The 13,559-nt window shown below is 46.5% G+C and carries 11 protein-coding genes; 3 read left to right on the plus strand and 8 right to left on the minus strand.

Annotated features, from left to right (window positions below; translation table 11 throughout):
• Nucleotides 1-80 precede the first annotated feature (80 nt).
• From ACYVUV_RS01075 to ACYVUV_RS01090, 4 genes are all read right to left on the minus strand, one after another.
• Complete coding sequence (locus ACYVUV_RS01075) at nucleotides 81-1,127, minus strand: acyltransferase family protein (protein ID WP_439776401.1); 1,047 nt, start codon at nucleotides 1,125-1,127, stop codon at nucleotides 81-83.
• 261 nt (nucleotides 1,128-1,388) lie between these two features.
• Entirely contained in the window at nucleotides 1,389-1,838 is a 450-nt protein-coding gene (locus ACYVUV_RS01080) for a VanZ family protein (protein ID WP_439776400.1), read from the minus strand.
• A 108-nt stretch (nucleotides 1,839-1,946) separates the two neighbouring features.
• Nucleotides 1,947-2,375, minus strand: a complete 429-nt coding sequence (locus ACYVUV_RS01085; protein ID WP_439776399.1) for a GtrA family protein — start codon at nucleotides 2,373-2,375, stop codon at nucleotides 1,947-1,949.
• A 140-nt stretch (nucleotides 2,376-2,515) separates the two neighbouring features.
• Nucleotides 2,516-4,162 carry a hypothetical protein gene (locus tag ACYVUV_RS01090; RefSeq protein WP_439776398.1) on the minus strand — a complete coding sequence of 549 codons (1,647 nt, stop codon included), beginning with the start codon at nucleotides 4,160-4,162 and terminating at the stop codon, nucleotides 2,516-2,518.
• Between the two features lie 204 nt (nucleotides 4,163-4,366).
• Between ACYVUV_RS01090 and ACYVUV_RS01095 the strand changes: the two genes are divergently transcribed.
• The 3 genes from ACYVUV_RS01095 (at nucleotide 4,367) to ACYVUV_RS01105 (ending at nucleotide 8,739) form a co-directional block, all read left to right on the plus strand.
• Complete coding sequence (locus tag ACYVUV_RS01095) at nucleotides 4,367-5,074, plus strand: VanZ family protein (RefSeq protein ID WP_439776397.1); 708 nt, start codon at nucleotides 4,367-4,369, stop codon at nucleotides 5,072-5,074.
• A gap of 10 nt (nucleotides 5,075-5,084) precedes the next feature.
• Nucleotides 5,085-6,605, plus strand: coding sequence for an ATP-dependent nuclease (locus tag ACYVUV_RS01100; RefSeq protein WP_439776396.1), 1,521 nt, complete (start codon nucleotides 5,085-5,087; stop codon nucleotides 6,603-6,605).
• 136 nt (nucleotides 6,606-6,741) lie between these two features.
• Nucleotides 6,742-8,739: a glycerophosphodiester phosphodiesterase family protein gene (locus tag ACYVUV_RS01105; RefSeq protein ID WP_484498917.1), complete on the plus strand. Its 1,998-nt coding sequence runs from the start codon at nucleotides 6,742-6,744 to the stop codon at nucleotides 8,737-8,739.
• 67 nt (nucleotides 8,740-8,806) lie between these two features.
• Here the strand turns inward: ACYVUV_RS01105 and ACYVUV_RS01110 are convergent, their stop codons facing one another.
• The 4 genes from ACYVUV_RS01110 to ACYVUV_RS01125 form a co-directional block, all read right to left on the minus strand.
• Nucleotides 8,807-11,146 (minus strand): SEC10/PgrA surface exclusion domain-containing protein, encoded by a 2,340-nt coding sequence (locus tag ACYVUV_RS01110; protein ID WP_484498918.1) that lies wholly within the window; start codon nucleotides 11,144-11,146, stop codon nucleotides 8,807-8,809.
• 152 nt (nucleotides 11,147-11,298) lie between these two features.
• Entirely contained in the window at nucleotides 11,299-11,991 is a 693-nt protein-coding gene (locus ACYVUV_RS01115) for a glycerophosphodiester phosphodiesterase (protein WP_439776393.1), read from the minus strand.
• Nucleotides 11,992-12,106: 115 nt separating this feature from the next.
• Nucleotides 12,107-12,760 (minus strand): histidine phosphatase family protein, encoded by a 654-nt coding sequence (locus ACYVUV_RS01120; protein WP_439776392.1) that lies wholly within the window; start codon nucleotides 12,758-12,760, stop codon nucleotides 12,107-12,109.
• Between the two features lie 15 nt (nucleotides 12,761-12,775).
• Nucleotides 12,776-13,438, minus strand: a complete 663-nt coding sequence (locus ACYVUV_RS01125) for a matrixin family metalloprotease (RefSeq protein WP_439776391.1) — start codon at nucleotides 13,436-13,438, stop codon at nucleotides 12,776-12,778.
• Nucleotides 13,439-13,559: the final 121 nt, after the last annotated feature.

Here is a 13,559-nt window from a genome sequence, read left to right on the forward strand (position 1 = left end):
TCGCTGTTAGTGTGGAGATTATTTTTTATATCCAATTTAGAAATACCTTTCTATTCTTTTGATGCTATATCTTTCTATTTTTAACGCGATGGCGGCAAGAGCCGGCCTTGGATCTTGTTTTCCAGCCATTTCAAGAGGAAACTGCCCAGGTAGGAGAGGACGATCATGACCAGGTATTGCCAAAGAATGTACAAGGACATGTGGTGGGCAGTGAGAAAAATCCGCGCCGAAACGTGGCCCAGGTATAGTTCAAGTGACAAGGCTCCGGAAATTTTAACAAAGCCTTGTAGGAAATTGGTGAGGCTGATCAGCTTGCAGAGATAAAGACTAATGATCATCAGTGGAAAGGCCCAAAGACTGTTAGTCAAGCGGATGTAGTAAGGAAGGGGCAGCCAGATGCCAAAGTGGATATTGTACTTGCAGTACATCAATAGTGCTGTCGCGAGCACAAAGAGGATAATCTGCCAGATGGTAAAGCGGTCATTTTTCTTAATTCGGGGCGCGAAGTAGCAGCCCAGAACAAAAATCGGCACTCTGGACAAGGCAATGTCCACGTTGTCAAAGACTACGTGATTCAAGGTGAAAAGCCCCCAGGAAAATAGGGCATAGATGGTTAACACGGCCAAGAGGCGGAGAAATCTTTTTCCCTGGCTCGCGGTATCCAAGAATTTGAACAAGAGGGGAAAAAGCAGGTACATCACGATTATAAAGAAGATGAACCAGTAAGTTGTGTCACCATGATCAATAAAATTGAGGAAAAGCAGGTCTCTGGTAAAGGTTAAAACGCCTGTATGCAAGTGGATAAAGTCCCGCCAGACGAAAAATGGCACTGAAACAAGCAGGTAGGCTGGCAGGATTCTGACCAGCCTTTTCTTGTAGAACTGGCGAATATCGTCATTTTTAGTCAAGGAATAGAAAAGTCCCATTCCTGACAAAAAGAGGAAGAAGTCCACTCCGGTTGATCCGATATAATAGTCCCAGAACTGCTCTGATGCCATGAGCAGGTGGGCGCTGCGAATATGCTCGAAGTAGTGGAAGACCATGATGCCAATGATCGAAAGGCCAAACATATTGCTTCGGTAGTGGCTGAAGTCTCCCCAGCTAATTGTAAATTTGTTCTTTTTCATTAAGCTTTCCTTTAATGCTCCGCCGCATTCTCTTGTGAAAGTATCGCCTGTTGACGAGAGGAAAGTATGATCTTTTGGATGCGGAGGGGTTAGTAATTTTTCCTTTCTTCTGACTGTAAATGTTAAACAATACATATTATACGATTTTTAGCCGTTTATGATAATTCGAATTTAGTAATGATGAATCAAGGAATTGTTGAAGATGAAAAAAGAGTGCCGCGAAAGCACTCTTTTTAGTAATTAGCAAATTGTATTAGCGCCTTAGTTGACGGCCCGCTTGGCCCATGGCCGCTGGAGCAAGAGGATCAAGCCGATCCCGAGCAGGTAGCCGGCGATGTCGAAAGGAAAGTCGGTTGGGTCGAATTCCCGGCCGGGAACCAGCAGCTTGCTGGTCTGGTCAAAGAGAGACCAGGCGGCTGACAGGGCCAGGGCTGACCAGGCATAGCGCTTTTGCCAGCGGCTGAAGAAGTAGCAGGCACTGGCGCCGAGCAGGAAGTACTCAGCCGTGTGGGCCAGCTTCCGCATCATGTGGTAGATCGGATACTCAGCCACCATAGTACCGGTTAAGTGAAAATGGACCTTCTCAAACAAGTTGACAAACTTCAAGGTCAGCTGGGCTGACTGGCCGGAATTCTGGAAAGTCAAGCCGCTGATCAAGAGGATTGACCCCAGACATCCCAAAAAGGCTAAAATCATATTTCTTTTCCGCATTTTCACCCTTCCTCTCTGTTAAACTGCCTACAAGATTAACACGAAAATGCACTAGTTGAAACTTTTAGCCGGAATAATTACCATTTCTTAGCAATTAATCCAAATGAGTTATTCTGAGTCTTTGGATTTGAAGATCCAGAACTTGCTAGCCACGTAGTTGACAATAACGACGACCACGTTGGCCAGGATTTTGATGATCATGCTATTTAAGTGCATTTGTTCAGCGAAGATGAACATGATGGCCATGTCCAAGAGGGCAGTCCCAATTCTGGCCGCGAAGAAGCTGGCGATTTCGCTGGCGTATTCCTTAAAGGTGGAAGCCTGGCTGTGGAAAACCCATTTGCGGTTGGTCAAGTAGGCAAAAACGATCGACAGGAACTGGGCCATGATCGTTGCCGGCATGATATCCCACTTGAAAATGCTGTTGCAAAGCCAGTAGGAGAAGATGTTGACCAGGGTGGTCATGACGCCCCAGAAGACGTAGGGGATGATGTCCTTGTACTTGTCCCATAATTCGTTGAATTTTTCTTTGTCCATGTTTGTTTTTCTTTCTGTTGCTGATAATAACGATTTTTCAAAAATACCGTAGAAAATGATAACACAAATTGTACTGGGATGCAGAGCAAAGAAAAGGCCCGCCAGCCTTGCTGACGGACTTTGAGAGTTAGAGTGAAGAATTACTTCTTCTTGGAAGTCTTCTTAGTGCTCTTCTTGCTCTTCTTGCTTGACTTTTTAGCAGTCTTTTTCTTAGTTGTCTTCTTAGCAGTAGCCTTCTTGGTTGTCTTCTTAGCAGCCTTCTTAGTTGCTTTCTTGGCAGTAGTCTTCTTAGCTACTTTCTTCTTAGCTACTTTCTTCTTGCTAGTTTTCTTAGTTGACTTCTTAGCAGTAGTCTTCGTTGCGGCCTTCTTCTTAGTAGTCTTCTTAGGAGCGGTCTTTTTAACTGAACTTGCCAAAACAACTTTGGTGTACTTGCTGCCATGTGAGTTCAACTTTGCGAAGTTATTTGAAACTGTCGCAAGGTAAACAGGCGCATTCCGGAACCATGCCTTATGCAGACCCAGATCTAATTTGTAGACCGGCCGATTTTGTCCGCTTAAAGTATCTGGAATACCACTGTCTCCGCGGTCAAGAACGTTGATATAGGTATTGTTGCTTGCTGTCAAGGAGTTGACCTGGGCAGGAGTATCAAGTGGTGAGTAGCGGTAGTGAACAGGCGCCATGTGCTTGTAGTAAGTCGGTGTCGTGTTGGTGGCTACTGCAGTGTTTTCAAAAGTAGTACTAGTAACGTTCAGATTCTTGTAGTGTGACTTCTTGCTTACATCATCGATACTGTGGTTACCAACAGATGATCCATAAGGGAAGGTAGCTCGTTTGTCTAAGCCATTGATCATGGCACCACCAGTCAAGCCATTCTTTTCAGGCCCGAAATAGCAGTTTTTGATCGTGACATTTTGAGTACCAGCCCCGTCGTACATATTTTTACCAAAAATAGATTCATTAACGTTTGGGTCACCACCAGCGTCTGCCTTAGTGGCAACGCCAAGCTCAATAGCTTCTGAGTAGACGCCATGAGGATCTTTGTTCTTGGAATAAATAGCATTCCAGCCAGCCTGGTTGAAGCCAGAACCAGCGTAGCCGTAGAAGCGGCAACCATCCCAAGTAATATTGGTGCAGCCCATGACGTCAAAGACATGCCGGTTGTAGTAATGAACTTGGTGGAAGTTCATATTCTTGAAGGTTACGTTCTTGGTGTGGAGCATGGAAACTTGTAGACCGCCATTGTAGTCAGAAGTTACGACACCTTTCGAGTTGACAGATCCTTCAATAGAACCATAAACGTTTAAGTTGGAGATGACTTGACCTTTGTGGTCACCTTCAACCGTCCAGCTGGTTCTGACAGTTTCTGGCCAGTCGGCATTCCAGTCAATCTTTTTCTTGGTGCCGTAACGGCGGTTGATCATCATTTTGGTCCCGTTGAAGTCAATGTTGCCGGTTGATTTGCCGGTGAAGTCAAACTTGACTCCTCGCATCAATTTCAAGTCATCGTCTTTTGGAAACTTAATCGGAGTGGAGTTTTCAAACTTGAATTCAAGCAGGGAGTCTCTGACGAAGATATTCTGACTAAAGAACTTGTCAATATCTGCCTGGCTCTTGATAACGTACCGGCATTCAGCGTCAGTAGGCACGTAAAAAGCCTTGGCTTCGCCATTACCCGGTAGCAAAGCCTTGAATTGGCTTGTCTGGGCAGCGCCGGCTGTTAAAGCCAGAGCTAAAGCCCCAGCAGCCAGCAGTTTCTTCCCGGAGGAGAAGTGCATTCTGTTCATAACTTTTTCCTTTCCATTGAAAAACGTTCAAATTCAATAATATATTAGTTAACAGCATTTACTAAAAATATTATAAAACAATTGAAGACTGAATGGAGAAGAAAAAATATCTTTATTTCAATATGCGGACTATTAAATTTTGTGGTAGCTAATTGATTGTTATAAAATATGTAAAAAGGAATTCGTAAGGGGAAGTGAAAAAGAATGTATCATGAACTGGCTTTGCTGATCCGCTTTGTGGTCATTGCTGCCTGTGTGGTTGCCGGCTATTGGGCCATCCGCACGGGCAACTCATTTTTGCGGTTGGTAGTGACGATTGTCTATGGCTGTGCATTAATTTACTATGTGTTTGCCTCAAGAATGCTGACGGCTGCCGTCTACTACTGGCAGCACCCGGTGAAAATGGCCGCTAGCTCTGAGGTCTTGGAAGACCCGGCCTTTTGGAAGTGGGGGCTGAAAAAAGTTTTTGCCAGCTCAAACTATGGCGGCCGCTATGGCTTTTTGATGAATGTGCTGCTTTTTGTGCCCTTGGGCTATATTATTCCATCCTGGTCCAAGTGGCTGCACAGCATTATGATCACCACTTTTATGGCTTTCTGCCTGTCCTGGTTTATTGAACATTTCCAGCGGTTGACCGGGCTGGGGACGTATGATGTCAATGACATGATCGCCAACACTACCGGTGCCTTCTTAGGAGCCGTATCGATCATGCCAACCTTGTGGATGCGGGACATCCAGGCAAGAAAACTCCGCAAAGCCCGGGAACACGCGGAAGCTGAAGCTAAAGGGGAGGCGGAAGCTGCCCGCCTGGACCGGGTCAGCCGGCAACTGGCCAACCCAACTGAAAAGGTACCGAAGGTTAAGATGAGCCGGAAGGACTACCGGCAAAGACACGGCGACCAAGCCGATTAAGGAGCAAACCATGTTGCTGCGCGCGGTTGAGCTGCATAACTTTCGCGGTTATCGCAATTTTAAGTTGAAATTTGCCCCCTTGACCAGTCTCTTGGGCGAAGGGGAAGTTGGCAAGAAGACCATTCTGCGGGCCTTGGACATCTTTTTCAACGGTCCCTTGGCTAAGCGCCCTTTGAAACTGCAGGACCTTAATGAGAAAGCCCTCAAGGCTGGGGACTGGCAAATTGCGATTACTTGCTACTTTGATGATTTTGCCATCAGAAAGTCCTTTGACCTCAAGCAATATCTTGAAGAAAGTGATAGCTTCGCGGAAGGCGGAGGAGAATTTACGGCTGTCACTGACCAGAACAGGGGACATTACCGGCAGCTTTTAGCCCGCATGCCGATGTATGTCTTTTTTGATGAAGAATCAAAGGCATCCAGTCCTTTGAATTTTGTGGTCCGCAGCGCCATCCGCGACAAGGCGGCCGAAATCAAGGAGATCCAGGACTACTTGGATGAACGTTTGGGCCGCAATCTTTCCCAGCTTTTGGCCAATTACCGGGACTTAGGCGAGCCGGCTCCCCAATTTGTCTTTCAAGATCCAGACTTGGCTGAATTGATCAAGCAGCAGGAAAAAGTTGGGGTAAGCGGGACCGCCAAGGTCAGCCGGATTATACTGTCTTTTCTTTTGGCCCAAAGCGAAAACGCAAATATTGACAACGTGGTCTATGCCTTTGAAGCAAATGATTTGTCAGAAGATGATGAGACCTTGCTCGCTCAAGCTTTGTTGAAGCTGGTTGCCAAGAACAAGCAGGTTATTTTGATCCCGCGCACGCCGCACTTAATGGGTCTTCTGCCTTTGGAAGGGACTAAGATTATTAAGAAGGTTGCCGGCCAGCAGCAGCTTTTAAGTGACAACCAGATTTTGGCGGAAGCGTCAAGCAGCTTGGGCCTGGCGGCAGACCAGCGGGCAGTCAAGTCCCGCTGCGTTCTCTTGGTGGAAGGACAGGAAGACGTTCGTTTCGTGACCAAGATCAACCAGTGGATGTATGAAGCTGGAATGGTAGAGGCGACTTTTGCTGAAAAAGGGCTCTTCATCTTGCCGGTTGGGGGATGCGGAAGTCTATTAGCCTGGCTGAACTTTGACCTTTTTTCTAAGCTAAATGAGCCCTGGTTCATCTTGATTGATTCAGATAAAGGGACGCCAGAAGCCAAGCAGAGCCAGCATCACTTGCACCGGATTAGGGCAAAATACCCGGGGATGCAGGACCATATCCATGCTACTTTTAAGCGGGAGATTGAGAACTATCTGGTTTTTAAAGAAGGCAAGAAGACTCATATCTTTGAGCCCTACGAGGACGTTAAGCAGCACATGTATGACCTGATGCAACAGCGCCATCAGAGCTGGAGCAAGGATAAGACTGCTTCCAAGCTGATGGAGCAGATGGATTTGGCTGATCTGCAGGACTACTATGAAAAAGACGGGCAAAAGCACCGGGAATTGGTGGAATACTTCCTGCAGATTGACCGCTTTATCGATGAAATATAGCATAAAGCAACTATACATAAATCAAGATTAAATTTTACCAATGGACAAAAGGCGATTTGTTCATTGGTTTTGTTTTATTTAGGCAAAATACGCTAGAATAGAAGTGTTGATCTAATAAACAGGAAAAGAAAATGGAGTGAATTTTTTGAAGAAACGGAAAGATAGAAAAAAGTTGTTGCTGGCCTCAGCGATTTTGCTGGCTTTGGGACTGGGGCAAGGACTTGAACCGCTGCAGCCGGTGCAAGCCACGCGGCAAGTTAAGAAGGCGAAAAGGAGCAAGAAGGCCAAGAAAGCAAAAAAGGCAAAGGTCTCTTTGAATAAGAAAAAGCTGAGCTTGCTGCAGGGAAAGACTGCCCGCCTGTATCTGAAGAACAGCAAGAAGAAAACAACTTGGAAAAGTTCCAACAAGAAGGTAGCCACAGCTTCTTCCAAGGGCAGAGTCAAGGCAATTAAGGCAGGGACAGCCAAGATTACCGCGAAAAACGGCAAAAAGCGCTACACCTGTCTGGTTATGGTGACTTCTCCAAAAAGAACACTGACTTTGGCAGCAAATGACGGGTCTGGCCGCCGGCAAGTGTTGACTTTTTCCTTTGGCAAGAAGGTAACCCTGCCTAAGACCAGTTTCGAGAGAAAGGACTATAAGTTCTTAAATTACACCGTTGCCGCAAACGGAGAGGGGAAGAAATACCGGCTGGGCAAGGCCTACACTTTTAAGAAGAATACGACCTTGTACGCCCAGTACCGCAAGCTGGAAAACTACACGATTCAGATCGACGCGGGTCAGGGATTTGGGCAAAATATCACTCTCCATGAGCAGGAAGGCGATAAGGCAACCTTGCCAGAGACAGGCTTCAGTAAGCCCGGCTACGTCCTCGACTCCTTTAACACGCAAGCTGACGGCAGCGGTGAAAAGTATGATCTAGGCGATAGTTACGCTTTAAAAGACGTCACCTTGTACGCCCAATACCGCAAGCTGCCGGTAAGCGCGAATCCAGAAAGGGACCTGGGCCTCTGGGGTGTTGATAGTGCGGGGAATTTTTACCCAAGCAAAAAGGAACTGACGACTGTTGACTATGTTAAGGCGAACCAGAGCAAGTACCTGGCTTTGGACAATTACTTTGACTACCAGATCAAGGCGCTCAAGTACACCGATGATGAAAAGCCGAGTTATGTTGGCGTGCAGGCCAACTGGTCAAAGCAGGGAATTATCCTGGATCCGGGCTACAAGTACTTGATCATGGTGAGAAAGAGCAACCAGGCAGAGATTTCGGAAAGCGAAATTGGGGATATTGCCAAGCTGGTCCGGCTGGAAAATGCTGATGTGAAGACGCAAAGTACTGCTGGCGCGGCTAAAGCGCCGGTCAGGTTTATCGCTCACCGCGGCTACAGCACCAAGTATCCGGAAAATACTACCCTGGCTTTTGAAAAAGCTGGCGAGGAAGCCGGCATCTGGGGGATTGAAACCGATGTGGCCAATACTTCAGATAACAAGCTGGTCATTTTGCACGATAACACTTTGGCGCGGACAACTGATATCAGTCAGAATGATCCAAACTATGGCAAAAAGATCAACGATATACCTTTTGACCAAGTGGAAAACTACAAGATCAAGGGTGTGCTGGATGGAATCGACAAGGACCAGATTTATGATGACCTGCATCTGCCAACTTTGCGCCAGTACTTAGATATCTGCAAGAAGTATGGCAAGGAAGCTTTTTTGGAGCTGAAGAACATCAACAATATGGAGGCCTTGAAAGAGGTAGTTAAGGAAATTAACGAGGCAGGGATGCAGAAGCAGACGACCTTGATTTCCTTTAATATTGGTGAACTGGAAGAAGTCAGAAACGTGATTCCGGGCGGTGAAGAAATTGCCATGATGGGGATTTACAACCGTCACTTGACGGACAATGACTACGTTTTCCTGTCCCACTTAAAGGCTGGTGCTGACCGCAATAAGGATACGACGACGCTGGATGATATTCTCGCGGCCCGCAAGTATGGCGTGGACTATGGGATCTGGACGGTTTACAAGAATGATGATGCCGTTACTGATATGATTAAAAATGGTGCGGACAAGGTTACCTTAAACGACGCGGAATTAGTATCATCGATGAGCGCCGTTGTTGAGAACTAAAAAACAGCTGTCTCATGTAGAAGCGTGAGATAGCTGTTTTTGTTTGGAATTAGGTTTGATTTTTAGATTAACGGGTCTTGACAGTCTTGGCCTTTGTCCAGGCAGAGTAGTAAGTCTTGCCAGAGAGCTTGCGGTAGGAGCGAAGTTGTACATAGTACTTCTTCTTGCTCTTCAAACCGGAAACCTTAAGCTTGGTTGCCTTGGTGCTCTTAGTCTTGGCTTTCTTCATTGAGGAAGCCGTGCTGTAGCGAACCTGGTAGCCGGAAACGGACTTAGCCTTCTTCCAGCTGCCGACAAAGGCCTTCTTGCCGCCTTTTAAGCTAGTAAACTTACTGCTTGCGACAACAACTTTCTTAGCCTTCTTTACCTTCTTGGTAACCTTCTTCTTGGTGGCCTTTGCTTTCTTTGAGGACTTCTTAATAGTCTTCTTGGTCAACTTCTTAGTGGCCTTCTTTGGAGTTTTCTTAGTAGAAGATTTCTTGCTTTGGGCAAGGGCTAAGACCGCCTTAGCGTGTGCCAGTTGCTTCTTTTCGTAGGCCAGCTTCTTGGTGAGGGATGCAACAGATGCAGTCAGTTTTTCTTGCTTCTGCTTTGCTTCATCGTAGGCATTTTGAGCAGTTTGGAGCTTTTGTTGTGCGTTGTTTGCGTCAGCCTTTACCTTGTCCAAGTTGCTTTGAGCATTTGCCGCTTCTTTCTGAGCGGCTGCTAAAGCAGTCTTGCAGTCATTAAGTTTACTTTGGGTGGCTTTAACCTTCTCATTCGTAGCTTGCAGAGCAGCCTGCTTTGCTGGCAAGGAATCCTTGGTCTCCTTGATTTGAGATTGAATTTTATCCGTGTCAGTAAGCTGTTTCTTCAAGGACGCTACATCGCCTTGACTGTCACTGATCTTCTTTTGCAAATCGCTGATTTGTTGGCTAATCTTTTGATTTTCAGCTTGGGTTTGATCAAAAGTGCTTTGTGCGCTTTCTACATCTTTGTTTGCTTGATCCGAATCAGCTTGAGCTTTTTGAGCAGCAGACGAAAGTTCATCTTGACTCGGCTTGACAACTTCCTTGGTGTTAAAACTACTTGGGACGTTAGTCGGGTTGATCGTCAAAAGGCAGACGTAGAACTTGTCATCTTGGGTAGTTACAGCAACTGAGAAGTAACCATTGTTGTTGATGATATTGTTGTAATCAGTTGGATTAGCCAGCTCTTGTGTTACCAAGTCAAAAGCCGCCTTGGCAATTTCACTCATCTTTGTTGTCCCAAATTCATATGAGTTATATATGTACCCATTGATAATCGAAATGGACCGACCGGTAACTTGTCTGTTGGCGGCAATGTCATATCCAGTAACGGAATACTCATCAAGTCCCATGATGCTTGAAGCGGACTTGATTGCATTGTACTTTCTGAAGACATAGTTGCTGTTTTGGTACTCTTGCGTGTAACGCTTGGCGAATTCAAGTGAACCGTCAGTAATGGTCAGCTTGCTGGTTGATCCAACTTGAGACTTGACGGAATCGATCAAGCTCTTCACGTAGAAGTCCAAACGCTTTTGATCAGTTTCGGATAAGGCAGCAGGATCGTCGTAAACAGTATCGTTTTCATCACCATCAGTAAATGGATAAGTGTGGCTGCTTACTGCATCTTGCAGGTCTTTTTTGGCAGTATCCCAATCAGTTGACTTGCCAGTTACATAGTCAATGTAGCTTTGTGGCAGGGTCAAGCTTTCGTTGGTGCTAGTTGCTGAACCCAAATCCTTTTTGGCTGTTTGCAAGGTTTGTGAGGCGATATCAGCCTTTTGTTTCTTTTCAGTAAGATCGTTTTGCACTGATGAAAGCTTAGCGTCAGATTTACTCTTTTCTTGTTGTAAGCTAGACAAAGTTTTCTGGTTGTCGCTAATCTTTTTGTTCTTGTCAGTAACTTTTTGGTTGATGTTGTTATTGTTCTTTTCGCCATCAGTGAGTTGCTTTTGGAGATCAGTTACTTTATTTTGTGAGTCAGTCAAATCCTTTTGCTTGTTTGTGCTGTCCTTGGTGGCATTTTGGTAGTCGCTATTTGCGGAATCAGTGGCTGACTGAGCTTGCTTGAGAACGGACTGTGCAGCATCGTTGCTCTTATTCGCAGCCGCCACTTTACTATCAGCGGCTTCAGTCGTCTTCTTAGCATCTGCCAATTCAGTCTCTTTTTGAGGCATATCTTTGTTGACAGTATCTAAATCGTTTTGTGCCTGGGTTAATTTACTTTGGGTTTGGTCAACGCTCTTTTGCGCGCTTTTAACCTTGGCTTGGTCACTGGAAACAGTAGTTTTCTTGCTAGTACTGCTTGCCGCAAATACCGGATGGGTATTAGTAACCGCGAATGCAGACCCAGCTAAACCGACTGATGATACAAGCAGAACATTTTTCGAAATTTTCTTCATAATCACACATTCCTTAATTCATTAACACATATTGGACAAGTCGATTTTAGCACTCACTGGAACCGGATACAATACTTGATATAGCGATTAACTTATGATATACCACGCAAAAAAGAGCTGCCCGTTAAGGCAACTCTCTTCATATATTCGCGTTAGTAGTTGGCTACCCGCTTGCGCAGGTCCATCATATCTTCGAACTTGTTGGTAAAAAAGCCGGCCGCACCGTACTCAATGATCTTCTTGGCCCGCAGGGGACTGTCTACCGTCCAGATCCGCTCCGGCGTGTCCGTGTCGAGCAAACGCTTCGGGTGAATCCCCTTAAAGCCATGTTCCTTGACAAAAGCTGCCGGATCCTTAATCCGCTTGTCCGTCAGGAAATTGTAGTTTCCCTCCGGCCGGATCTTCTGCGCGTGGATCAGCGTCTGCAAATTGAAGGAGGAGTAGATGATCTCCTGCTTGAACTTGAACTGGTCCGCCAGGGCAAAAATCTTCTCCGGCAAGCCTGGATAATCGAACTTATTGGTCTTCATCTCCAGATTCAGCTGGCCCGCATAGCCAGATTCTTCAGTCAGCTGGAAGAGGTCCTTCAAACGGGGGATCCGCTCGCCATTGGCCAGGTGGAACTGGTCCAATTCCGCCAAGGTGAAATCCTTGATCAGACCCTTGCCATTGGTGGTCCGCTTGATGTTCTCATCATGCATGATCACCGGCACCCCGTCCTTGGTTAAGTGGACATCGAATTCGATCCCCTCAGCTCCGTGATGCATGCAGTAGTCAAAGCCCTCCAGGGAATTCTCCGGGAACTTGGCTGGATAACCGCGGTGACCAAAAATCTTCGTTCTCATATATTTAATTGCGCTCCATCCTTAAACTGGAATCTTGCTTTTTCTCTTGCCGGCTCATATTATAGTAGCTCTATGCCAACTTGCAAGCCTTTTGCCTGTAAAAATCTGGTAAAAATTACAGCTGCAATTTGTTGTAGCTGGTCATCTTTAAATTGCCAGCATCGTCCATCACTAAAGTTGAAATCGATGAGTTTCTCGGGTGAACAGTCGTGTCGATTCCGTCCACCGCAAATCTCTGGGCCAGGGTCTTGATGGCAAAACCATGGCTGACCAGCAGAATATTTTCCGCCCCGTCCAATTGCTGGATCAAGTCGAAGCCTTTCTGCCAGCGGGCCCAAAATTCCTTGCTGTCTTCAGCATCGTGGTAGGGATCAGCTTCCTTGGTCCAGTCGGCGATCTGGTCGCAAGTCGCGTTTTCAGCTAAATCCGAAGCGTTAGAAAAGCCGTGGGCCGCGCCGACCATCCGCCAGGCCACGTCATTGTCCATCCCCTCAAAGTAGCCGTAAAAGTGCTCTCTGAAGTAAGGGTAGGCCAGGTGCTGGAGCAGGTCCCTGTTGCAGTTCTTCTCCATGATGATCTCGCAGGTCTCGCTGGCCCGCAAAGTGTTGCTGGACAAGGCGATGTCCAGTGGCAGATCCTGCAAGGCTTCAGCAGCCTTTTCAGCGCCTTTACGGCCTTCGTCAGTCAAGGGGGTATCGCACCAACCCTGCATCTTGTTGTACTTGTTGATAAAAGTCTTCCCGTGTCTAACCAGATAAATCCGTTTCATTTTTTCTAACTTGCCTTATGACTTGCTCTTGTAAATCTTCTTAACCAACTTGACGTCCTTTGGCTGGATCGTGTAGATGGACCCGGTCGGGTACATGACGGTAACCCCGGTCCGGTGGTCTAAGCCGATCGCATGGCCTAGTTCGTGCTCAACCGTGTTGACGATTCTGGCTTGCGTGTAGTTGTAATAATCGTTTTCCAGATAGTAAGTGTTCAGAGCCACCTGGGCTGAGTAGAGCCGGTTGGTATGGCTGAGGTACTTGTAAGTGGTTAGGCCCGCTGCCCCGTTACTCTTGGAGTTGGCCACGACCACGATCTGGGCGTTCTTCTTGTTCTTAGTCTGCTTAAAGGTAAAAGCTCCCGTCTGGTTCCAGGCCGCCATGGCATTGACCGTGGCGTTGTAGAGGTCGGCTTGCTTGACCCCAATGTAGACCTTGGCCGTCGCCTTTGGCCAGCGGTAGCCGGTCGTGTTCTTGGTGACCTTCTTATTGCTTTCAGTGACGATGCCACCGCTTAAGTCCAGAGTCTTGCTCTTTAAGCCCTTCTGCTCCAGATAAGTGTTGGCCGCGCCCGCCGCTTCCAGCAGGAAATTCTGTATTTGCTCATGATAGTTGACAATAGCTCCGGCCATGATTGCTAAGATGAGCAGGTTCTTGATGAAATTAAAAAAGCGTCGCATCAATTTTCTCCTTTGCGCTAATTATTATAAGATTTGCCGGCTCTTTTTCCTAGCAAAAAGGCTGCTGAAACTGCTTAAGCTTTTCCTAAGGAGCTCTGACTTTAGTTTTAAGCTGAAAAAT

This window comes from Lactobacillus sp. WILCCON 0149 (assembly GCF_057197965.1).